The organism is Nocardia xishanensis NBRC 101358 (assembly GCF_001613365.1).
Lineage (GTDB): Bacteria > Actinomycetota > Actinomycetes > Mycobacteriales > Mycobacteriaceae > Nocardia > Nocardia xishanensis.
This window is the reverse complement of sequence record NZ_BDCF01000056.1, coordinates 33365-55222: the sequence shown is the minus strand read 5'-3', so window position 1 is coordinate 55222 and position 21858 is coordinate 33365. Positions and strand designations below refer to the sequence as shown.

The following is a 21858-nucleotide window of genomic DNA, read 5'->3' as shown; positions in this document are numbered from 1 at the left end:
TCCGTGCGTCTGCACCGTCTCGGCGAATTCCGAGCCCTTGGTCGCGGCGGTGTCGCCGAGCGACTTGGCGCGCACCGCGACGTCGTGCGCGTGCTGGCGCAGCGATTCACCGGTCGAGCTGTCCGCGGCGCCGAACGGCAGCGCCGCCGAGACCGTGGCCGCCGCGCTGCGGGCAGCGCGCTTGCCGCGCCAGCCGAGCGACGGCTTGCCCTCGGTGTCGGCGCTGGCGATCAGCAGTCCGCCGAGCAGGCTCATGTCCTTGAGGAAGGCCGCGCGCTTGGCGGCTTTCCGGTCCGGGTCCTGTTCGGCCCAGAAGTCCTGTTCGGTGACCGTGGCGGGGACGACCGTGGCCGCGAGCACGAGCGAGGCGAGGCGAGGCGCCTTGCCGAGCGCGAGCAGCACCCCACCCGAGACCTGCGCGATGGCGTTGATTCGAACCACGGTCGCCGGATCGGCGGGCAGCTTCGCGGCGATGTTGTCCGGCAGCGAACGCTCACCGCGCTCGACCAGGCTCGCGGCGGACTTCGCGCGCGGTTCGGGATGGATCAGGGTATCGACCCCGTCGGCGACGAAAGCGGTCGCCAGCAGCGGTCGGGCAAGTCGGCGCAGCAACATGAACGTCAACCCTTTCCTCGATGGCTTATCGACCGGGTTCCCGTGGCATAGAACGCCAAACACCAAGATCAGCATACGCCCGTGCATGGTCGTGCCGAGAGGAAAGTGCACGTCAGCGAGTCGACGGTGCGCGCTCCGGCCGTTTCCGGATCGGAGCGCGTCCGACCGCGCCGGTCAGGAACTCCGTGGCAACGAGGTGTCCGTGTGCGGACGGCGAGCGCCGTGCGCACGGATCTCGGGGGCGGCGAGGAAGTCCGTGATCACCGTTGTCACCGCGGTCGGGTCCTCCACCATCGGGAGGTGGCCGCAATCCGGCAGGACCACGCTGGTGTGCGGGTGCAGCGTGCGATCCAGCACGGCGCCCGCCGAAGCGGAGAGGATGTGGTTCTGCTTGCCCCAGATCGTGCAGATCGGCGGGAAGGCGGCTCCGGGGGTGAACTCGTCGAGGACGCGGAACGACGGGAAGTCCTGCACGAGACCGTGCAGGGCCTGCAACCGACCACGATCGCTCCAGTGCGCCTTGAGCCGTCGCGAATGCTGTAGGCCGAGGCGCTTGCCGCGCGCGCCGAGCTGATTGGCGATGATCAGCGAGACCACCGGATCGGGCAGGGCGAGCCGCTTGGCCAGTGGCGCGAGCGGCAGCTTGCCGTCCACCCAGGCCAGGCCGGCCTGTTCGCCCTTGCGCACGGTGTTGCGGGTGAGCGGGCTGACCAGCACCAGTGCGCGCACGTTCGACGGATGCGCCATGGCGTATCCCAGCGAGGTGGCGCTGCCGAGGCAGTTGCCGATCAGAATCACGTCGGACAGGTCGTGCGCGTCGAGGAAAGCGCCGAGCATGCGCACGTAGTCTTCGAGCCGGTAGCCCGCGGCCGGTTGGTCGGATTCGCCGTAGCCGGGCAGGTCGAGTGCGAAGACTTCGTGGTCGCGCCGGAGCACCGCCACTTGGTCGTCCCAGATATGTCGCTGCGTTCCCGCGTTGTGCAGCAGCACGATCGGCGGTCCGCTGCCGGTGCGATCGAAGACTACGGTCCGGCCCTGGTGCGCGAAAGTCGCCACGTCGCCTCCTTGCGAGTGGTGCGGCGTGCGATGTGCACGCCTGATTCACCAAGGTAGACCTCTATATGGTGGCGGGTCGAGACCTCGGCCCCAGGGCAAGCGGACCGGTCGGTTTGCCCGAATTCTCCGAGCAAACCGGACGACGTCATCCCTTCACGTCGGAGAGCGCTTCGGCAATGCCCGCGCGAACGACCTTTCCGGTCGCGTTGCGGGTCAGCGGTGCGGTGGTTAGTCGCCAGAGCGCGGGCACCTTGTAGTAGGCCAGCCGTTCCCCGGCGAACGCGCGCAAGTCCGCCTCGGTGACCGTCGCGCCCTCGTCCACCACCACGAGGGCGGCGACCTGCTGACCCAGATCGGCGTCCGGCACGCCGACGACGGCGCTCTCCCTCACCTCGGGGTGCTCGTCGAGGCACTGCTCGATCTCGGTCGGGTAGACGTTCTCCCCGCCGCGCAGGATCAGATCCGATCGCCTGCCGGACAGTCGCAGCCTGCCCTCCTCCACGATGCCGATGTCGCCGGTGCGCAGCCAGCGATCCGGGGTGATGGCCGCCGCGGTGGCCTCCGGATCGTTCCAGTAACCGAGCATCACGTAGGGGCTGCGCACCCAGATCTCGCCCTCGACGCCCTCGCCGACCGGTTCGCCGAGCGGGTCGCGGATCTCCAGGCTCACCCCGATCACCGGGCGGCCCACCGTGTCAGGGAACGCGGCGAGTTCGGCGGGCGCGGCGATGGTGGCGGCGGTCGAGCACTCGGTCATGCCGTAGCTGGTCACCAGCGCGGTCCGCGCGACCGGCAACCGCTCCCGCAATCGGTGTTGCAGCGCGGCCGAGGAGGGCGCGGAGTTGAGCGAGAAGGCGGCCAGCGAGGAGACGTCGTAGGCGGAGAGGTCCACCTCGAGCAGCCGGGTGGCCATGGTGGGCATCGCGCCCCAGTTGCTGATGCGTTCGCGTTCGATCAGCCGGAGCACCCGATCGGCGTCGAACGCGCCCTGATAGATGACAGCCGTGTCGCCGGTGGCCATCCGCGGCAGCACCAGGTTGTGCAGGCTGGCGATATGGAACAGCGGCGAGGTGAGCAGGAAGCGTCGCCCTTTGGGGCCGCCGTCGTCGACGCCGCCCGCGAAGGCCGCGGCGAGCGCGTCGTTGAAGCGGTGGTAGTCGATGACGGCCAGCAGATTTCGGTGTGTGTGCACCGCGCCTTTGGGTCGCCCGCTGGTGCCGCTGGTGTACAGGATGACGGCGGGATCGTCCTCGGCGACGGCGGCATCGGGCAGCTCGCCCGCGGCGTACTCGGCCACCAGATCCGGGATGTCGCGCTCCATCGTCAGCACCGGGACGTCGACGCCGAGAGCGGCGACCTGCGCGGCCCGCTTGGCGTCCACGATCAGCACCGTGGGCGTGGCGTGCCCGAGTCCGTAGGCGATCTCGCGCGGCGCCCACCACGCGTTGTAACCGACCGCGATCGCGCCGAGGCACTGCGTGGCCCAGAACGCCACCACCCATTCGGGCGTGTTCGCCGCCAGGATGCCGACGCGGTCGCCCTTGCCGACGCCGTAACGGTCGCGCAGCGCCCTGGCCAGCGCGCCCACCTCGGCCGCGTGCTCGGCGTAGGACAGGCGCCGATCCTCGGTCACCAGGTACTCGCGGTCGCCGAGTGCGGCAGACGCGGCGAGCACCTCGCGCAGCGCGCGGCCCCGGTGCTTCATTACCGGCAGCGGCGCGCCGAGCACGTCCTCGACAGTCATCTCGAAGGCGCCGCCCGGTCCGGTGAGCCGTCCGATGACGGTCGCCGCCAGCGCCTGCGGATCCATGGATTTCGTCATTCGATGTTCCTCGTCGTTCGTGCGCGGTTCGGGTTCACGGGATCAGTACCGCTCGCCCGCGGATCCGCCCGTCCGCCAGGCGATCGAGCGCTTCGCGGCCGTCGTCGAGCGCGAAGATCTCGACCTCGACCCGGAGTCTGCCCGATCGAGCCAGCGCCACGGACTCGATCAGATCGGATTTGGTGCCGCCGTAAGACTTTCGCACCGTGGCTCCCCACGGCCAGCCGGGTCCGCCCGCGGGGGCCGCGGTGAGTTCCGGTGCGCCGCCGCCGAGCCCGACCATCCGGTACGCGCCGTTGGGCGCGACGGACTCGACCGCGAGGCGCGCGGTCTGCTCGACGCCGACGAAGTCGAACACCGCGTCCGCGCCGCGTCCGCCGGTCCGTTCCAGGATGGCCGCGGCGGTCCCCGCGTCGGCGAGCAGTCCTTCGTCGGCGCCGCACGCGTCCGCCACCGCCAGCTTGTCCGCGCCGACGTCCACCGCGATCACCTTGGCGGCGGTGGTCGCGGCGAGGATCTGCACCGCGACGTGCCCGAGCCCGCCGACCCCGATGACGACGGCCGTCGCGCCCGGCCGCAGCTGGTCGCGCGCGCCGTCGATCGCGTGATAACTCGTCAGCGCGGCGTCGGCGAGCGGCGCGGCCTGGGCGAAGTCCAGCTCGCCGATCGGCACGAACGCCGACGCGGGGATGCGGATGTACTCCGCCATGCCGCCGTCGGGACCGAGTCCTGGGCACGGCGGCATCGCCGTGCGCCCCGCGGCCAGGCATACGTTCTCGTTGCCGCGCACACATTCCCGGCAGACGCCGCACGACCAGCACAGGTAGACGACACCGCGGTCGCCGATCCGATGGCCCGCGACCCGGTCGCCGATCTCGACGATCGTGCCCGCCACCTCGTGGCCGAGCGTCAGCGGATCCGCGCGCAGCTGGAACGGAATCTCCAGCACGTGCAGGTCGGAATGGCAGATGCCCGCCGCGCCGACCCGCAGCAGCAGATCGTCGGGGCCGATCGACGGCACCGGCACCTCGCGCAGCTCCAGCGTGCCTGGTCCGGTCAACTGGAGCGCTCGCATCGTGTCGCGCCCGGTCATGCCGCCACCTCCCGCACGGCCGCGTAGGTCGCGCGCAAATAGGCATCGGCGCGGGCCGAGCCCATGATGCCGGGCTCCATCTTGTTCATGGTGTAGGCGAACGTGAGGCGGTGGTCCAGGTCGTTCACGACGATCGCCCCGCCGTAGCCGGCCCACCAGCAGACCCGGCCCTCTGGCACCGCGGGCGCGGTCTGCCGATGCGGCAGGCCGTAGCCGATGCCGAAGCGCAGCGGCGCAAGCAGCGCCTGGTCGACGCCGTCGGACTGCTGCTCGAAGATCAGGTCGATGGTCTTGTCCGACAACAGCTTCCGTCCGTCCAGCGTGCCCCCGCAGGACACCACGGACTGCACCCGCGCCACCGAACGCGCGTTGCCATGGCCGTTGACCGCGCCGATCTCGGCCTCCTGCCACCCGGCGGTGGCGGTCTCGGCGACGTCGAGCAGCGGATTCGTGAGGGTCTTGACCAGGATGCTGTCCTGGTCCAGCGCCGACATGTCGAACTGCAAGGCGGGCGGCGGAATCAGCGGCGCGATGCGCGGGCGGTGCTCGGGTCCGGTGCCGATGTGGAAATCGGCGCCGAGCGGCCCGGCGAGTTCCTCGGCGAAGAAACGGCCGAGGCTGCGCCCGGTGACGCGATGAACCACCTCGCCGACCAGGTGCCCATAGTTGAGCGCGTGATAGCCCGAGGCGGTGCCGGGCTCCCACCAAGGCGGCTGGGCGGCCAGGCGCTCGGCGGCCGCGCGCGCGTCGTAGATGTCGGTCAGTTCGATCGGCGGCTGCCACCCGGACACGCCGGAGGTGTGCCCGAGGATGTGCCGAATCTCGATGTCGCCCTTGCCGTTCGCGCCGAATTCCGGCCAGTAGTGCGCGACCTTCTCGTACACGTCCAGCTCGCCGCGCTCGACCAGCAGCAGCGCGCACAGCGCGGTCATGGTCTTGCTGATGGAGAAGACGTTCACGAGGGTGTCGCGCTGCCACGGGTCGGTGCGGTCCTCGTCGAGGTGCCCGCCCCACAGGTCGACCACCGGCTCGCCGTCGACGGTCACGCAGACGGACGCGCCGAGCTCGGCGCCGGAGGCCAGCTGATTCTCCAATTCCTGTCGCACGCCGCCGAAGGGTTCGGCGCAGTAGCCCGAGGTGTTCGTCATGGCCTCACACCCGTTCCAGAGCTCGGGCGGGCACCGGCAGCGCGTGACCGGCCGCGGCCGCGCGCTTGGCGCCCCTGGCCATCTCCCGCTTCATATCGCGCACGTAGGCCTCGAACTCGACCTGGATCGTGTGCCGCGGCGAGTCGTAGTAGCGGCCCGTGCGCGCTTCCTCCGCGGCGCGGATGTTCTCGCGCATCCCGTCCGGATCCGGCGGCAGGTACCGCCCGGTCAGGTACGCCGCGACCAGCTTGCTCTGCTGTTCGGCGAAGTTGACCAGCGTCGGGAGCGGCTGGGCGAGACCGAGATAGAAGAGATTGTCGATGCCGGGTTTCATCATCTGCTTGAACAGCGGCAGCCGATTCTCGTTGTCCGGCAGCAGTTGCGGATCGGTGAAGAAGGGGAAGCTGATGTGATAGCCGGTGGCGCAGACGATCACGTCGGCTTCCTGCACGCTGCCGTCTGCGAAGCGCACCCGCTGCCCCTCGAGCGCGGTGATGGCCGGCTTGAACGTGATGTCGCCGCAGCCCGCGCGGTGCAGGAATTCCTCGCTGGCCGACGGATGCGCCTCGAAGGGCTTGTGATCGGGCGCGGGCAGACCGTAGAACTCCATGTCGCCGCGGAACTTGCGGACGAAGCGCTGCTTCAGTTTGAGTGCGAGCTTGCGCGGAATCCACGGCGGCACACTCCGTTTGTCGCCAACCATGCCGTGCACGTATTTCGGCAGCACCCACACGCCGCGCCGCGCCGAGACCGTCAGCTTCGCGGCGAGGAAACGCTGGGACAGCTCGGAGGCGATGTCCAGACCGGAATTGCCCATACCGACGACGATCACGCGTTTGCCGCGCATGTCGATCGGGTCGAACGGGTCGTTGTAGGCGTGGCTGTGCATGAGCACCCCGTCGAATTCGCCCGGGTAATCGGGCATCCGGGGGTCCCAGTGATGGCCGTTGCACACCACCAGCGCGTCGTAGGCGCGGGTGCGGCCGTCCGAGGCGGTCACCAGCCAGCGGCCGTCGGGCTGGCGTTCGGCCGCGGTGACCTTGGTGCCGAACAATATCTTGTCGCGCAAGCCGAAGTGGTCGACGTAGTTCTTGAAGTACTCGAACAGCTGCGAATGGTGTGGGAAGTCGGGCCATTCCTCGGGTACCGGATAGTCCTCGAAAGCCAAGCGCCACTTGGACGTATCGATGTGCAGGCTCTGGTAGCAGGCCGACATGCCGTTCGGGTTCTTGAAATACCAGTTGCCGCCGACCTCGTCGCTCGCCTCGAAACAGTCGAACGGAATGCCGTGGTCTTGCAGGCGTTTGGCGGCGGTGATCCCCGACGGTCCTGCGCCGATGACACATACCAGGGGAAGTTGCTGTGGAGTCAAAGTCGATGTCCTCGTCTCGAGCTGCCGGCGACGGCGGGCGCGGAGAAAGTGGCCGCGAGCACCGCGGGAAGCCGTCCGTCACCGAAGTGACGTACGCAACAAATTAACACTCGCTAGACTTGCTGTCTAGTGAGTGACAAGATGTCTACTGGAAGTGCCGACGAGACGGAGTTACCGTTCACCATGCCGACCAAATCGAACCAAGCCGGGCTGAGCCTGCGCGACGAACAGAAGCTGCAGACCAGGGCCAAACTGCTGGAGGCAGCCAAGACGCTGTTCGGCGCCAACGGGTACGCCGCGGTGCGAGTCGACGAGATCGCCGCTGCGGTCGGGTGTAGCCGTGCCACCTTCTACCTGCACTTCACCGGCAAGCTGGACATCCTGCGCGCGGTCGCCGCGCAGTCCACCGCGCCTACCGCGCTGCACTTCTACGAGGATCTGGACCGGGTGCTCGATGTCGGCACGCGCGAGGCCTTCGTCGGCTGGATGAACAGGGCCATCGTCTGGTTCCACGAATACAAGGACCTGCTGCCCGCCTGGGACGAGGCGACCACGCTGGAACCGGAGTTCCGCGAGATCGCCAGGCAGGGCATCGCGGCACTGCCCAACGCGATGACCTCCTATCTGGCCCGCTGGCCCGTCGAGCGCAGGGACGAGGCCCGGCTGCGCGTGGAACTGCTTGTCGCGCAACTGGAGCGGTTCTTCACCCGGTGGGCGATGCAGGGCACCATCGATGTCGACGCAGACCAGGCGGCCGAGGTGCTCACCGACATCTGGTTCCCCGCGCTGCAAGCGCCGTGACCATCGCGCGGCAGGGCATGACGTATCCGCTGTAGCCCGGTGTTTGCTGCGAAGCGTGAGCCGGGTTGCGGCGGTACGAATTCGCGACGCCGTGAGAATCTGTCGGTGGCGTGCGGCATCATCTGTGCACGCAGACATCAACGAAGCCCGCTCGGAGTGCCCCATGCCGTCGCCAAGAACCAAGCCCAAGCCGTTGTCCGACATCGAGATCGAGCAGATCGCCACGGAGATCGCGGGTGGCCGCCCGCCCATGGTCTGGTTCACCGCCGCGGCCGTCGGTGTGCCCGAAGGTCGTTCGGGCAAGGTGGTCGCACTGGGTGATCCCGCCGACGGCGACTTCCTGCAAGTGCGGCCGACCGGTTCGAAGGATGTACTGTCCTTTTCTCCGACCGAAGTGACGTTGACCAAGCCGTCGCGGGACAAGGCGGCGACCGCACCAGCCAGCCAGCCGAAGTCGACAACCAGGAAGGACTCCACTGTGACCCAGCCGTCGACCACGACGACCGCACCGGCGCCGACCGTCAGCCCCGCGCCTGCTCCGCCTGCGCCGAAACCCGTTGCGCCGGTGACGGAGTCGAGCGCCCCGGCCGCGACGCCCAAGCCGGCGGGCGCGCCGAAGCCCGCGAAGGCGGCCGCGCGCAAGCCGAAGTCGGCGGAGGTCACGGTAACGCTGTCCGGCACCGCCGACGGCGAGTGGACGGTCGAGGTGGTCAACGGCAAGAAGCGCTCGGTGCGCGGGCTTCCGGTGAACAGTTCGGCGGTCGCGCAGGCGGCGAAGATCCTGCACCCCGAGGTGGCCGAGGTGGTCTCCGGAGTGCTGGAGGCGGCGCGCGGCGCGCAGCGCGCCAAGGTCGAGCAGTTGCAGGCCGAGCTCGAGGAGGCCAGGCGGCTGCTGGAGGAACTGGCCGACTGAGCCGAATCCGGGTGTGGCGCATCGCGCCGCGATGCTCGATCGCCCGGCGTTCGCGGTATCAGACCGCGGTGCTCTCCGCGTTGGAGCGCCAATTCCGTGATCGAGTCTCGGATGCGGCGACGGGGCGGCCCGCGGGCAGATGCGGGTGCCGCAGATCGTCGTGGAAGGCGTAACCGAGCGAATACTCCTTGGCGTGGTACATCGCCGAATCCGCGTCCCTGATCAGGTCGTAGACGGTGGCCTGGGGGTCGCGTGGACTGTCGCACGCGATCCCGACGCTCGCGGTGATCGGCACTTCGCCCGCGCTCAGGTCGAAGGGGCGGACGAAGGCGCCGAGCAGTCGTTCGGCGAGCACGGCCGCGTCCTGCTTGGTCAGCGAAGCCAGCACCACGAACTCGTCGCCGCCGTATCGGGCGACCGCGTCGTCGCGGCGCACCACCCGCCGGATTCGGGAGGCGGCGTTGGCGATCAGCTCGTCGCCGACGGCGTGACCGTAACTGTCGTTGACCATCTTGAAGCCGTCCAGGTCGATGAACAGCAGGCACCGCGGCTGAGCGTGCCAATGCGCGCTGTTGCGGTCGATCACGCGGAGCAGGGCCGACCGGTTGAGCAGACCGGTGAGCATGTCGTGATCGGCCTGGTACTGCGCCCGCCGCTCGCTGCGCGCGCTGCGCTGGATGGCCCGTTCGCTGCGTACCAGCACGCCGATGAGCAGCAGCGCGGAAAGCGAGGACACCACCACCCGGTCCACCGTGCCGAGGCTGGAGCCGACCACCGGCGCCAGCGAGGCCACGATCAGCGCCACCGCGATGGAGCTGGCGCGCTGCCGGGAATGGTGTGGATGGATCTGGCGCGGTGCGCCCAGGCTCGCCATGGTCGGGTGCAGCGCGGCGATACCGACCGTGGCGTAGGCGATCAGCAGCGGCGTCAGCAGCACCTCGTGCCCGATAGTTGCGGTGCCCGCGGTGTCGAGGCTGTTGCCGAGATCGCCGACCAGCACGGCGACCATGGCCAGGTGCAGCAGCCGCAGCGAAGTCTCCGAGCGGGTGGTCGTGGCGACCGAATGAGCGACCAGGGTCAGCAGCAGGGCGTCGAGGATCGGATACGCGGCCGCGACCACCATGGTCATGGTGGCCGTGCGCGATTGCAGGATCGGGGAGATGAGAAAGGTCCACGAGGTCAGCAGTGCGCCGAGGCCGATCAGCGTCGAGTCGAGCAGCAGGTCGTAGTTGCCGCGCACCTGCCGGGGCCGCAGCCACACCGTCGCGGCCACCCCGATGCCCAGATACCCGGCCAGCGTGCAGATGTCATCGAGCGGGCTGATCGAGTCGTCGGTGAAATCGCGCAGCGCGGTGCCGAGCGCGAAGAGCACCGCCGACAGTGACAGCAGATACCAGGGCAGCGGTTGGACGGGGCGATGGCGCAGCAGCCCGCTGCCGATCATGGTGAGCGCCCCCGCGACCACCGCCAGCATCGTCAGGAGGGTGAGGGCACGTGACTCGAACACCAGCGGCACCGAGATCAGTGCTGTCCAACCCCCGAGAAGCGCTACGCACCAGATGTTTCCGGTACAGTAGCCGTGGTCGCTCGCCTGCTCTTCGCTGGATGCCATCAGCCCCCCTCGGTCGCTCCGTCCCTGGTGAACTGTGCGGCGTAGTACGTCTGTGAATCCTCCACCGCGACTTCGACGTCGATATGCTCATCGAGCACCGCGCGGATACTGTCGGCGAACGAGAGCTGAGTGTTGTTGTACGAGCAGATGTCCCAGCCGACCGCAGCGCGCTCGGCGACCAAAATCTGGACAACTGATTTGATCATGGCATGGAACGCGGCCCCTTGTCGTGCACTTGGCGCAACGAGGGTGAATCCCGCGTAGTAGATCGCGTCGCGGGCGGTGCGCTCGAGCATGGCGCGCGGAGGGATCACCGACGACAGGCGAATCAAGTTCGCATCACCCACTCCCAACTCGCGCAGGGCCGCATCGAAGGCCGACATCGCCGTCGGGCCCACCCCTGTCGCCGCGCCGATCTCGATCCTCCGTGGCGCCCGGCGGTCTGCCGGTCGTCACGCTCCGGCTGCCCGGGGCGGGAATAGTAGTCGATCGATCCACTGTAGGCCGAGCAGGCCGCGAAGTGGGTGGTGTGAATCATAGTGCCCTCCCAGACCTCTCGGCTCGATTTGCGGGCCGATATTGCTTCGGATTCGACTGTGCGGCAGGAGCGCGAATCGCGCACCCGCACCGGCCGAAAGCGATGCCGGGGCGGCGCGTCTCGTAACGTGTGCCGCGACGGGCGAGCTCCGAGTCGACAGAGCGAGGCAGCAGTGCGGACATGGGTGGCGCCGGGCCGGGTGAACATCATCGGCGAGCACACCGACTACAACGACGGTTTCGTGCTGCCCATAGCGTTGCCCCTGGTGACGCGGTGCGCGGCCGAGACGACCGCCGACGGAATCGTCCGCGTCGAGTCACGGCAGCGGCCGGGGGAGACGGTGCGGGCCGGGGTCGACGAGCTCGCCGCGGCGCGGGACCGGCTGCCGGGTTGGGCGCGGTATCCGCTCGGCGTGGTCGCCGAGTTCGTGCGGCGCGGGCATTCCGTTCCCGGTTTGATGCTCGAGCTCGACGGCGCGGTGCCGATCGGCGCGGGGTTGTCGAGTTCGGCGGCGCTGTCGTGTTCGGTGGCGATCGCGCTGCGAGATCTGTGCGCGCCGAGCGTCGCCGATCGTGAACTGATCGACATCGCGCGCGCGGCCGAGAACGACTACGCGGGCGCCCCGACGGGTGTGCTCGACCAGTCGGCCGCCGTGCTGTGCACCGCGGGGCACGCGCTGTTCCTCGACGTGCGGCGTTTCACCGCGGGCGCCGCGGGCTACGAGCACATTCCTTTCGACCTGGCCGCATTCGGTCTCGAGCTATTGGTCATCGATACCGGGCAGCCGCACGAACTGGTGGACGGCGGCTACGCCCGGCGGCGCGACCAGTGCGAGGCGGCGGCGGCCGAACTAGGTGTGCCCGCGCTGCGCGACGTCGTCACGGAGGCCGACCTGGCGCGGATCGCGGACCCGGTCGTCCGTCGCCGGGCGCGGCACGTGGTCGCTGAGAACGCCCGCGTCGTAGCGGTTGCCGACAAATTGCGGCATGGTGCGGACCCGCGCGCGATCGGCCCGATCCTGGTCGCGGGACACACCTCGCTGCGCGACGATTTCGAGGTCTCGACGGCCGCGCTGGACACGGCGGTGGCGGCCGCTCTCGACGCGGGCGCGCACGGCGCGCGGATGGTCGGCGGCGGCTTCGGCGGCAGCGCCATCGCGCTCGTCGACTGCGAGCGGACCGAGGCGGTGGCCGCCGCGGTCGGCGAACGTTTCGCCGATTCGGGTTTCGCCGAGCCACGCACGTTCGTCGTGGTTCCCGCCGACGGAGCGCGCCGGGAATCCTGAGTGCGGCGCGCGTGCGGTTCGCCCCGCGGCGAATCCTCGGACCGATCGACTCGCTGAGCAACCGTCCAAGATTTGTGCGCGATTGTGCCCCACCGGTGCGGCACAATCACGCACAGTGGATGCCACGGACACCGTACGAAGCAGGACCTAGCTCGACGCCCGGTTGCACGCCAGGAGGGACGACGCTGTGCCGCTTGCCGATTCATCTTTCCTCAGCTCCGTGTGGCCGCCGGCGGGTGAACCTTCCGGCGCGACGCCGCTGCGTTTCGAGGCGGCCACGCAGCTGCGACTGGACGCGGAACCCGTCGACTACGCCCTGGTAGCCCTGTATTTCCTGTTCGTGCTCGGCATCGGTCTGCTGGCCAGGCAGCGGGTGTCGTCCAGCATCGATTTCTTCCTGTCCGGCCGTTCGCTGCCCGCGTGGGTCACCGGTCTCGCGTTCATCTCGGCCAATCTCGGCGCGGTCGAGATCATGGGCATGTCGGCCAACGGCGCCGAGTACGGCTTCCCGACCTTCCACTACTTCTGGATCGGCGCGGTGCCCGCCATGCTTTTCCTCGGCGTGGTGATGATGCCGTTCTACTACGGCTCCAAGGTGCGCAGCGTGCCGGAGTTCATGCGCAGGCGCTTCGGCACCGGCGCGCACCTGGTGAACGCGCTGAGCTTCGCGACGGCCCAGATCCTCATCGCCGGGGTGAACCTCTATCTGCTCGGCTCCATCGTCAACGTGCTGCTCGGCTGGCCGCTGTGGGTGTCGGTGATCGTGGCGGCGGTGATCGTGCTGTCCTACATCACCCTCGGCGGGCTCTCGGCCGCCATCTACAACGAGGTGCTGCAATTCTTCGTCATCGTCGCGGCGCTGCTGCCGCTCACGTTGGTCGGCCTGCACAAGGTCGGCGGCTGGGATGGGTTGCGGGACAAGGTGGCAGCGTCACCCGGCGGCGCGGAGCAGTTGGAGTCGTGGCCGGGCAACGCACTGACCGGGTTCGGCAACGACTTCCTCTCGGTGCTCGGCATCGTGTTCGGCCTGGGGTTCGTGCTCTCCTTCGGGTATTGGACGACCAATTTTGTGGAGGTTCAAAGAGCTCTGGCGACGCACTCCATCTCAGCGGCCCGGCGCACCCCGATCATCGGCGCCTACCCGAAGATGTTCATTCCGCTGATCGTCGTCATCCCCGGCATGATCAGCGCGGTGCTCGTGCCGCAGATGGTCGAGTACAAGCAGGCGGTGACCGCCGATCCGGACTACACCGACGACGTCACCTACAACCAAGCGCTGCTCTATCTGATGAAAGACGTGCTGCCCAACGGCCTGTTGGGAGTCGGGCTGGCGGGTCTGCTCGCGGCGTTCATGGCGGGCATGGCCGCCAACGTCTCGGCGTTCAACACCGTCTTCAGCTTCGACCTGTGGCAGCAATACGTGATCAAGGACCGCTCCGACGGGTACTACCTGACCGTCGGCCGCGTCGCCACCGTCGGCGCCACGGTCGCGGCCATCTTCACCGCGTTCATCGCGAGCAGCTTCAGCAACATGATGGACTACCTGCAGACGCTGTTCAGCTTCTTCAACGCGCCGTTGTTCGCTACGTTCATCCTCGGCATGTTCTGGAAGCGGATGACGCCGACCGCGGGCTGGACGGGTCTGGTCGCCGGAACCGGTTCGGCCATAGCCATTTTCCTCCTGCACGAAGCAGGCGTCTTCGAATTGTCCGGGCAGGGAGCGAGTTTCGTGGCCGCGGGCGCGGCGTTCGTGGTCGATATCCTGGTCAGCGTCGCGGTCACTCACGTGACCCGCCCGAAACCCGCGGCCGACCTCATCGGCCTGGTCTACTCGGAGACCCCCGCGTCCATGCGCACCGACCCGGAGGCCGACACGCTGCCCTGGTATCAGCGGCCGGTTCTGCTCGCGGGGATCGCGCTGGTGCTCGTCATAGCCCTGAACATCTTCGTCGGATAAGGAAGACCGCTCATGCTGTTCGATATCCGGACAATCGTCGGGGCCCTGCTCGGCTGCTACGGCGTGATCCTGGTGATCACCGGCTTGGTCCACGACACCGCGGAGGAGGAGGCCAAGACGGGCGGCGTCGACGTCAACATCTGGGCGGGCGTAGGCATGATCGCCGTCGCCCTGGCCTTCCTCACGTGGGTCTTGCTGCGTCCGGTCAAGCCGGCGGAACCGCCTCGCGCAGAAGGCAAGCCAGCCCCGCCGGAGTGATCTGCTCAGGAACCCGGACGGGGGATATCGCCGCGCCAGGCGCCTGTTTCGTGGCCCTTGCCTTCGATGAACTTCTTGAAACGCTTCATGTCGCGGTCGACGCGGTGCTCGAGCACGCCGAGTTTGTCGGCGACGTTCTCCACGAATCCTTCGGGATCCACGTCCATTTGGGCGGTCACCCGGGTGGTGGTGTCGTTCAGGCGGTGGAAGGTGATCACGCCCGCGTGCCGGGGTCCGCTGTCGGACTTCCACGCGACGCGCTCGTCGGGATGCTGTTCGGTGATGGTCGCGTCGAATTCGCGTGTCGACGGTCCGACGTGGACGCGCCAGTGGGTGTGCCGGTCATCGATCTGCTCGACGGTCTCGACACCCTCCATGAACTGCGGGAAGGTCTCGAACTGCGTCCACTGGTTGTAGGCGGTGTGGACCGGTACGTCGACGTCCACGGTGGCGGCCATTGTGCTCATGAGTTTCCTTTCTTCTTTCTCGGGTCAGTTCAGCAATCCGGTGTGTCTGCGGCCTTCGGTCAAGCGGGGCAGTGCGAAGCCGAGGACGACCATGCCGACCCCGAGCCCGAAGTGCAGCCAGTTGTCGGCGGTGTTGACCGGAACGAAGTTCGCGCTGCTGGCCTGATCGACGATCAACCCGTACAGCCACAGGGCCAGATAGATCACGCCGCCGCCGATCAGGAAGCCCACGGCGGCGTTCGCCGTTCGGGACGCGAGCAGACCCGCGGCGCCGAAGGCGAGGTGAACGATGTTGTGCAGGATGGACACCTGGAAGACTCCGAGGAGCATGGCTTCGGAATCGTGCCCGGCCCAATCCATGGTGTCGTAGCCGGTGGTGATGCCCGGGATGAAACCGAGAACGCCGACCAGCAAAAAGACCGCGCCGACCGCGAAAGCGGCGATTCGCACGGGGGACCACAAGTTGGTCCGCGTGGTGGCGTCGAACGTTGCCATGGCAAAGCCTCTCTGTGTGCAGGCAACTGATACACCGGTCGCATACCCGGGGCATGCGGGTGCAAACGGACGGCCCGGGACGCGGCGAACCCCGCCCGGCCGTCGGCCGAACGGGGTTCGCGCAGGTGAAGCGTAGTTTCTTCAGCGGCTCACTTGCCCGGGGTGAAGGGCGAGTTGATGGTGGTGAAGTACTGGATGGCCGCACCGATCGCCACCGGAGCCGTGATGAAGATCTGGCCCGCGATGGCGCCGACCGGGCCCATCACCACCGCGCCCGCGACGCAGCCGACGGCGGCGGCGGGCAGGAAGGGGCCGAGCAGCCCGACGATGGTGCCGCCGACCGCGGCGCCGCCGATGATGCCGCCGAGCACGCAGCCGACCGCAGCGCCGCCCAGACCGCCGACCAGCGTGGCGATGCTCGCGCCCATGCTGATGGTGCTGGTCATGCGGGACCAGGCGTCCTTCTCCCTGTCGTATTCGCTCTTCCACGGCGCCTTGTCCTCGAAGGGCAGCGCGACCGGCTTGTAGACGGCCTTGTCCATGGAGATCTGCGGGGTCATCGTGACGGTGCGGCCGGAAATGTCTGCGGCGATGGGGAATTCGAACTCGTCGATGCGCAGGGTGAGCGGGGTGCCCGCGACGACTGCGCCGTCGGCGGCCTTGATCTTCAGGACGTTGTCCTCGACCACGAGCGAGCCCTCGTCGATCGAGACGATCGAGGAGGTCGCCGTGGTGTTCGCCGTGTAGCCGATCGCGGCGGGGGCGTCGTCGGCGAGCGGCGCGGCCGAGCTCGTGCCTGCGGCGATGCCGATCGCGCTGGTCATGAAGGCGGCGGCGATGGCGAACTTCGTGATCTTCATGGTGCTGTGAATTCCTTGTGTGTTGTCTGGGTGTCGCGGGCGCGACAGGACGACGGCCATACCTACGACGAACGGGAAGGCCGTGATGTGATGCGCCGGGATGGTCCGCCCGGCGGGGTTTTCAGCGGGGAATCAGGACGCGGTGGCGCGCAGCCGTCCGACGAGCCCGACCGTGAGGTCCACGGCCAGGAACGCGAGCAGGCTCAGGCCGACCAGCGGCACGAACCAGCCGACGACCGCCGCGGCGGCCAGCGCGGGCAGCGCGAGCCACGGCGAGGTGGCGCGCAACGCGCCGCGGCGCGGAGCCCGGCCGAGCGCGAAACGCGATCCGCGGGTCGGGCGACGACGCCACCACATCAGGTAGCCGAAGACGATCACCACGATCAGTCCGATCATCGCCGCGAGCAGCAGCAGCTGATTCGGCAGACCGAACAGCAGGCCCATGTGGAACGCGATGCCCCAGTTGGTGAGCTTGGCCATCAGCGGCCAGTCGGCGTAGGCCAACCGGTCGGTGATGCTGCCGGTGGCGCCGTCCACCGCGACCGCGTCGACGGTGTAGATGCCAGGCATGCGCCGTTCCTTCACCGCGAACGCCTTGTCGGGCTTCGCCGGAATCGCGATCTCCACCGCCTGGGTCACGCCCGCGGCGCGAGCGGCCTCGTACACCCGATCCAGCTGCGCGATGCGGGTCTGCGGGTCGGCGGACTGCGGCGCCGGTGCGTGCCCGCCGCCGTGGTGGTCGCCGCCCGAAGAGTGATCCGGCGCGGACGCGCCGGGCATGGCGGTGCTCACGGCAGGCGTGGTCCAGCTGAGTTGCTTGCGCAACTCGGTGATGTTCTCGCCCGCGTAGGTCGACCAGGTCATGCCGGTGGCCGAGAGCAGCAGGATCAGCGGCAGGATCCAGACGCCGATGACGCCGTGCCAGTTCATCGTCCGGCCGCGGCCGCCCTTGGAGCGGTCGGGGGCGAACAGCCAGGCGGCCGAGTTGCGCTGCCTGCGAGCGCGGACGCGGCGGAACCACAGCACCAGACCGGCCAGCCCGATGACCCACAGCCAGGAGGCGGCGAGCTCGCTGTAGATCCGGCCCGGCTCGCCGAGGTGCAGATCGCGGTGCAGCTTGTCGATCCAGGTGCGCAGCGGCAGCGCTCCCGAGCTGCCGTAGACGACGGATTCGCCGACCGGCTGGGCGGTGTAGGGGTCGACGAAGACCGCCCGGCGCTCGGATTCGCCCAGCGAAGGGTCGGTGAAGATGACCCGCGTGGTGTCCTCCGGTCCCGGCGCGGGCGAGACCGCGGCGAGCGCCAGGTCCGGCCGGGTCGCCACCGCGGCGGCGACCTGCTCGGAGAGCGGCTTCGCCGTTTCACCCGGCTCGACCGTCAGCAGGTCGCGGGAGACGAACGCCTCCAAGGTCGGGGAGATGGCGTAGAGCGCGCCGGTGACGGCCGCGATCAGGATGAAGGGCGCCACGAAGACGCCCGCGTAGAAGTGCAGCCGCATGGCCAGCGCCTGCAGGCCGCTCCGGGCCGAAGGCTTACGCCGCTCGGCGGGTTCGGGTGGCGGCGCCGAGGATTCGGCGTCGGGGGTGATGGTTTCTGTTGTGCTCACGGTCGTTTCGTTTCTGAGGTTCTGGAACCCGGTGCGCGAGACACCGCATGACGGCGCGCGGCGCATGCCGACAGCACCGAGGAGTGCTCGGCGTGCGCGAAATGTGACGTCGCCCGGGGCGAAAGCCCGGACCGGCGTGGCCGCCCCGCATCGAAGCGCGGGACGACGGCAGCACACGAACAGCGCGTTCGTGCACCGGGTGAGGGTGAAATCAGACGTGAACGAGCAGCGGCGGGCCGCGGGTGCGCAGCGTCTCGGCGGCGAGAATCCGCAGGATGACGCGGTCGCGATGGATGGTGCGCAGCGGAGCCGCGTCGGGAACGACGGGTACCCGGTGGCGCACCGGGAGCACACGGGCCAGGACGGCGGTGCCGATCCGATAGGCCGCCTCGGCGCCGCGGATGACCACCGCGGCCACGCAGGCGGCGACGATGTGCGCGGCGAGCATCTGCGGGGTCAGCTGGGAGTCGCCGTGATGCAGATGCCCGGAGCTGAAGCCCATGGCGACGTGGCCGAGCAGCTGACCGCCGACCAGCGCCGTGATCAGACCCGCCGAGGTGTCGCGCAACGGCGCGAGCCCGGCGACGAGCGCGCCGACGACCGCGGAGGCGGCGGCGAGCAGCGCGAGGGTGGTGCTGTCGGGTGCCATGCCGCCCGACGCCCAGCCGTGGGCCGCGATGGAGACGGTTCCCGAGATCGCCCCGGCCGACCCGCCGCGCAGCCGCGCGACGGCGCTGCGACGTCCCGCAGCCGACCGGTCGAACTCGATTCTCACCCGCTGATGATAACGGACCTGTTACCGGTTCCCGACCACCTCGGTGCGTTCCCGGAAGTCGGCCTCGACCAGGCATTTCCGCCTGGAATCTCGGAGGCTCAGCTCCGGTCGGCCTTGTACTGATTGATAGGGCCCTTGTCCATCCGCACCTCGACGCGGCCGTCGGGTTTCAGGGACGCCGCGGGCCGGAACTCGGAGAACCGCTTGCTGTAGAGCTCGAGGCGTTCGATGAGCACGCCCTCGGGGCGGTTGTAGACGATGCCGGGCACGCAGGTGAAGATCCAGCTGGACTTCTTCGCCTGATCGGCGGGGATCGCCACCTGGTCGGCCCCGTTCTCGATGGCGAGGGTGACCCGGTATTTGAAGAACGATCCGGTGCCGTTGTTGATCGCCGAGTACGCCACAGGCACGATCGCGACGATCTCGGGAGCGAAGCGGACCTCGATGATCTCCTCGGTCTGCCCGCCGCCGCGACGGACGTGACCACGGCCGCGGTCGCCCAGATGACGAACCAGATCGCGGTACTGCGGGTTGGCCGGGGTGTCTTTGGCGTCGAAGGTGGCCACGTGCACCACCTCGCCGGTCTTCAGCACGACCAGCGCGTAGGCCTCGTAGTCGGTGCCGCTGGCCCAGGCCACCCGTAGTCGGATCACGGGAGCCTTCTCCAGCAGGACCGGCGGGGCGTTCTTCGTCAGCGTCACCGCGCCCTTGGTGAAATTCACGCCGGGTGGCGGGGGCGGCGTCATTGGGTGGGGTGGCATCACCGGTTGCTGCGGCGGCATCGTCCCCGGCGGAGGAGCGGGTGACATCTGCGCGGGCGGGGGTGGAAACGATTGCGCGACAGAAGGAATCGCTTGCGCTGCGGGCTCGTCGTCGACAGAGATTCCGAAATCCGTTGCCAGCCCGGCCAATCCGCTGGCATAACCCTGCGCCACATTGCGTAGCTTCCAGCCGTTCGCGCGGCGATACACCTCGCCGAGGATGACCGTCGTCTCCGAGCTCAGGCCGGTGATGGGCAGATCGTGGGCGAGCCCGCCGTCCTCGGTGATGCGGACCGCGAGCGGGATGCCGCCGAACACACCGTTGTCCACCGACGCCGCGACCACCAGCCGGTCGGTCACCGCGCCGACGCTCGGTAGGTCGATGCAGATCGCGCCGTCGGTCAGGCGCACCGCACCGTCCGGCGAGACGGGCTGGTTGTAGAAGACGAATTCGCTGTCGTCGCCGACCTTCCCGTGATCGCGAACGCAAAGCACCGAGAGATCGATACCGGCGGGCGCCACGGTGACGTGCAATCGCCCGCCACCCAGCGCGACGTTCCCACCCTTGCTGATCACGCTGGACATCGGCGCCCCTGTCCTCGAATTGCCCTCCGCGCAAGCCTAATACGAGCCAACGGCGACGGTCGACGGCTCGCGCGGCGCCCGCGCTCGGTGAACACGGGCGCCGCGCGCGACATCAGCGCGAAGGTGCGCCGCTCAGCCCTCGATCTCCATCTCGATCAACGGCTTGCGCAGCAGCTTGCCGGTGGCGTTGCGCGGCAGTTCGTCGAGGAAGATCACCTCGCGCGGCACCTTGTAGCGGGCCAGGTTCGCCTTGACGTAGTCCTTGATCTCCTGCGGATCACGCTTGGAGTCCGGGCCCGGCACGACGAACGCGCGCAGCCGCTTTCCGTAGTCGCGGTCGTCGACGCCGACCACCGCGGCCTCGAAGATGTCCTCGCGCCCTGCGATCAGGTTCTCCACCTCGAGCGGGAAGACGTTCTCGCCGCCGGAGACGATCATGTCGTCGTCGCGGCCGTCGATGTAGAGCAGGCCGTCGGCATCGAAGTGCCCGACGTCGCCGCTGGACATCATGCCGTCGACGATCTCCTTGGTGCGTCCGTCGGTGTAGCCGGTGAACGCGAAACCGTTGTCCACGAAGATGGTTCCGGTGACGTTCGGCTCGGTGATCGGCTTGCGGTTCTCGTCCAGCAGCACGATGCGGATCCCGACCGGCGCGCGGCCCGCGGTGGTCGGCGCCTTGCGCAGATCCTCGGGGGTGGCCACGGTCATCACCGCGCACTCGGTGGAGCCGTACAGGTTGTAGAGGCTGTCGTTGAAGTGGTCGAGGGTGCGGGTGACCACGTCCGGCGCGATGGCCGAGCCCGCCGCGAAGATCACCTTGATGCTGCGCACGTCGTACTTGGCGAGCACGTCGTCGTCGAGGTCGAGGACGCGCTGGAGCATGGTCGGCACGACCACCAGCGAATCGGCCTGGTACTTCTCGATATTGGCCAGCGTCTTCTCGGGGTCGAAGCGGCGCTGCTGGAAGACGACCCGGTTGCCCAGCGCGAGACCGAGGGTGAACTGGGAGAGGCCGGTGCCGTGGAAGATCGGCGCGGCCATGATCATCGTGCCGTCGGCGGGCAGCGGAACCCGGTCGATGAACTGCGCCGAGGCGAACGGGCTGACCCGGTCGCGCGGCGCGCCCTTCGGGGTGCCGGTGGTGCCGCTGGTCAGGATGACCATGCCGCCCGGCTTCTCCGGCGCGGGCAGCGGCGCGGTGGAGCGGCCCGCGGACAGCGATTCGACGGTCGGAATCGACGGGTCGGCGTCGTCCTTCTCGTCGACCCAGGTGAGGATGCGCGGGATCTCGGCGGGAATGGCGCTCATCAGGTCGAGGAACTCGCTGTCGTGCAGCACGGCCTTGACCTTCTCGCGCGCGGCTACATCGGCGAACTGCGGCTTGGCGAAGCCGGTGTTCATCAGCACCGCGCGCACGCCCAGCTTGCCCGCGGCCAGCAGGCTCAGCACCATGCCGCGGTGATCGCGCGCCAGCACCGCGACCACGTCGCCGGTCCGGATGCCCTGCGCTTCCAGCCCGCGCGCGAAGGCGTTGGACTGCTCGTTCAGCTGACCGAAGGTCAACTCGCCGCGCTCGTCCACGATGGCGGCCGCCTGCGGCCTGTTCTGCGCCGCGTGCATGACGACGCCCGCGAACGGACCGAACTTCAGCACGTTGAACGCCGAGCGGGCGGCGTGGTCCGGGCGCAGCGGGTTGAACAGGCCCCGCTTGACCATGACGTTCACGCCCAGCGCGAGGTCACCGGCCTTGCGAACGGAACCGCCTAGCGCGGGAAAGGACAAAGACATAGAGGACAACTTTCCGCAGTCCATCCACCGGGACTCGGGGTGGTGTGGACCG

At 68.8% G+C, this 21858-nt stretch carries 20 protein-coding genes; 5 read left to right on the top strand and 15 right to left on the bottom strand.

All coding sequences use genetic code 11. The features are described from left to right. From NX1_RS29995 to NX1_RS29970, 6 genes are all read right to left on the bottom strand, one after another. Window positions 1-615 (bottom strand): DoxX family protein (locus tag NX1_RS29995; protein WP_157120210.1); only part of this gene is annotated, 615 nt, incomplete at its 3' end. A 174-nt stretch (window positions 616-789) separates the two neighbouring features. Continuing rightward, complete coding sequence (locus NX1_RS29990) at window positions 790-1671, bottom strand: alpha/beta fold hydrolase (RefSeq protein ID WP_068066754.1); 882 nt, start codon at window positions 1669-1671, stop codon at window positions 790-792. Window positions 1672-1816: 145 nt separating this feature from the next. Next, complete coding sequence (casG, locus tag NX1_RS29985) at window positions 1817-3493, bottom strand: steroid-24-oyl-CoA synthetase (RefSeq protein ID WP_068066750.1); 1677 nt, start codon at window positions 3491-3493, stop codon at window positions 1817-1819. 34 nt (window positions 3494-3527) lie between these two features. Then, window positions 3528-4568, bottom strand: coding sequence for an NAD(P)-dependent alcohol dehydrogenase (locus NX1_RS29980; protein WP_068066788.1), 1041 nt, complete (start codon window positions 4566-4568; stop codon window positions 3528-3530). A 14-nt stretch (window positions 4569-4582) separates the two neighbouring features. Then, on the bottom strand, window positions 4583-5734 hold the full coding sequence (locus NX1_RS29975) for a serine hydrolase domain-containing protein (protein ID WP_068066747.1): 1152 nt from the start codon (window positions 5732-5734) through the stop codon (window positions 4583-4585). A 4-nt stretch (window positions 5735-5738) separates the two neighbouring features. After that, a complete protein-coding gene (locus NX1_RS29970) occupies window positions 5739-7106 on the bottom strand; it encodes a flavin-containing monooxygenase (protein WP_068066745.1) in 1368 nt (455 codons plus the stop codon). Window positions 7107-7289: 183 nt separating this feature from the next. Here NX1_RS29970 and NX1_RS29965 point away from each other — a divergent pair, with 183 nt between their 5' ends. Beyond that, window positions 7290-7907: a TetR/AcrR family transcriptional regulator gene (locus tag NX1_RS29965; protein ID WP_068066743.1), complete on the top strand. Its 618-nt coding sequence runs from the start codon at window positions 7290-7292 to the stop codon at window positions 7905-7907. A 163-nt stretch (window positions 7908-8070) separates the two neighbouring features. Beyond that, window positions 8071-8820, top strand: coding sequence for a DUF6319 family protein (locus NX1_RS29960; RefSeq protein WP_068066741.1), 750 nt, complete (start codon window positions 8071-8073; stop codon window positions 8818-8820). 58 nt (window positions 8821-8878) lie between these two features. Here NX1_RS29960 and NX1_RS29955 read toward each other — a convergent pair whose 3' ends face one another. Further along, window positions 8879-10432, bottom strand: a complete 1554-nt coding sequence (locus NX1_RS29955) for a GGDEF domain-containing protein (RefSeq protein ID WP_068066738.1) — start codon at window positions 10430-10432, stop codon at window positions 8879-8881. Then, a complete protein-coding gene (locus NX1_RS29950) occupies window positions 10432-10830 on the bottom strand; it encodes a pyruvoyl-dependent arginine decarboxylase (RefSeq protein ID WP_218024203.1) in 399 nt (132 codons plus the stop codon). The genes NX1_RS29955 and NX1_RS29950 overlap by 1 nt, the downstream gene beginning before the upstream one ends. 312 nt (window positions 10831-11142) lie before the next feature. Here NX1_RS29950 and galK point away from each other — a divergent pair, with 312 nt between their 5' ends. From galK to NX1_RS29935, 3 genes are all read left to right on the top strand, one after another. Then, window positions 11143-12255 carry a galactokinase gene (galK, locus tag NX1_RS29945; RefSeq protein WP_084501852.1) on the top strand — a complete coding sequence of 371 codons (1113 nt, stop codon included), beginning with the start codon at window positions 11143-11145 and terminating at the stop codon, window positions 12253-12255. Window positions 12256-12538: 283 nt separating this feature from the next. Beyond that, a complete protein-coding gene (locus tag NX1_RS29940) occupies window positions 12539-14212 on the top strand; it encodes a sodium:solute symporter family protein (protein WP_157120208.1) in 1674 nt (557 codons plus the stop codon). A 12-nt stretch (window positions 14213-14224) separates the two neighbouring features. After that, window positions 14225-14470 carry a hypothetical protein gene (locus NX1_RS29935; RefSeq protein ID WP_068066736.1) on the top strand — a complete coding sequence of 82 codons (246 nt, stop codon included), beginning with the start codon at window positions 14225-14227 and terminating at the stop codon, window positions 14468-14470. 5 nt (window positions 14471-14475) lie between these two features. Here the strand turns inward: NX1_RS29935 and NX1_RS29930 are convergent, their stop codons facing one another. The 7 genes from NX1_RS29930 to NX1_RS29900 form a co-directional block, all read right to left on the bottom strand. After that, the gene (locus tag NX1_RS29930) at window positions 14476-14937 is read right to left on the bottom strand and encodes an SRPBCC family protein (RefSeq protein WP_068066733.1); all 462 of its coding nucleotides are present in this window, start codon (window positions 14935-14937) and stop codon (window positions 14476-14478) included. A gap of 24 nt (window positions 14938-14961) precedes the next feature. Beyond that, window positions 14962-15432, bottom strand: a complete 471-nt coding sequence (locus NX1_RS29925) for a DUF4383 domain-containing protein (RefSeq protein ID WP_068066730.1) — start codon at window positions 15430-15432, stop codon at window positions 14962-14964. A gap of 149 nt (window positions 15433-15581) precedes the next feature. Next, a complete protein-coding gene (locus tag NX1_RS29920; protein WP_068066779.1) occupies window positions 15582-16292 on the bottom strand; it encodes a DUF8020 domain-containing protein in 711 nt (236 codons plus the stop codon). 132 nt (window positions 16293-16424) lie between these two features. Beyond that, window positions 16425-17897, bottom strand: a complete 1473-nt coding sequence (locus NX1_RS29915; protein ID WP_068066776.1) for a PepSY-associated TM helix domain-containing protein — start codon at window positions 17895-17897, stop codon at window positions 16425-16427. A 211-nt stretch (window positions 17898-18108) separates the two neighbouring features. Then, the gene (locus NX1_RS29910) at window positions 18109-18672 is read right to left on the bottom strand and encodes a hypothetical protein (RefSeq protein WP_084501851.1); all 564 of its coding nucleotides are present in this window, start codon (window positions 18670-18672) and stop codon (window positions 18109-18111) included. Between the two features lie 98 nt (window positions 18673-18770). Beyond that, window positions 18771-20018 (bottom strand): TerD family protein, encoded by a 1248-nt coding sequence (locus tag NX1_RS29905; protein WP_068066727.1) that lies wholly within the window; start codon window positions 20016-20018, stop codon window positions 18771-18773. A gap of 132 nt (window positions 20019-20150) precedes the next feature. Beyond that, window positions 20151-21806 (bottom strand): acyl-CoA synthetase, encoded by a 1656-nt coding sequence (locus NX1_RS29900; RefSeq protein WP_068066722.1) that lies wholly within the window; start codon window positions 21804-21806, stop codon window positions 20151-20153. Window positions 21807-21858 lie beyond the last annotated feature (52 nt).

Excerpts from the sequence above, each read along its gene's own strand:
- casG (WP_068066750.1), bottom strand. The coding sequence starts at position 3,493 with ATGACGAAATCCATGGATCCGCAGGCGCTGGCGGCGACCGTCATCGGA.
- NX1_RS29980 (WP_068066788.1), bottom strand. The coding sequence starts at position 4,568 with ATGCGAGCGCTCCAGTTGACCGGACCAGGCACGCTGGAGCTGCGCGAG.
- NX1_RS29975 (WP_068066747.1), bottom strand. The coding sequence starts at position 5,734 with ATGACGAACACCTCGGGCTACTGCGCCGAACCCTTCGGCGGCGTGCGA.
- NX1_RS29965 (WP_068066743.1), top strand. The coding sequence starts at position 7,290 with ATGCCGACCAAATCGAACCAAGCCGGGCTGAGCCTGCGCGACGAACAG.
- NX1_RS29960 (WP_068066741.1), top strand. The coding sequence starts at position 8,071 with ATGCCGTCGCCAAGAACCAAGCCCAAGCCGTTGTCCGACATCGAGATC.
- NX1_RS29955 (WP_068066738.1), bottom strand. The coding sequence starts at position 10,432 with ATGGCATCCAGCGAAGAGCAGGCGAGCGACCACGGCTACTGTACCGGA.
- NX1_RS29935 (WP_068066736.1), top strand. The coding sequence starts at position 14,225 with ATGCTGTTCGATATCCGGACAATCGTCGGGGCCCTGCTCGGCTGCTAC.
- NX1_RS29930 (WP_068066733.1), bottom strand. The coding sequence starts at position 14,937 with ATGAGCACAATGGCCGCCACCGTGGACGTCGACGTACCGGTCCACACC.
- NX1_RS29925 (WP_068066730.1), bottom strand. The coding sequence starts at position 15,432 with ATGGCAACGTTCGACGCCACCACGCGGACCAACTTGTGGTCCCCCGTG.
- NX1_RS29920 (WP_068066779.1), bottom strand. The coding sequence starts at position 16,292 with ATGAAGATCACGAAGTTCGCCATCGCCGCCGCCTTCATGACCAGCGCG.
- NX1_RS29905 (WP_068066727.1), bottom strand. The coding sequence starts at position 20,018 with ATGTCCAGCGTGATCAGCAAGGGTGGGAACGTCGCGCTGGGTGGCGGG.
- NX1_RS29900 (WP_068066722.1), bottom strand. The coding sequence starts at position 21,806 with ATGTCTTTGTCCTTTCCCGCGCTAGGCGGTTCCGTTCGCAAGGCCGGT.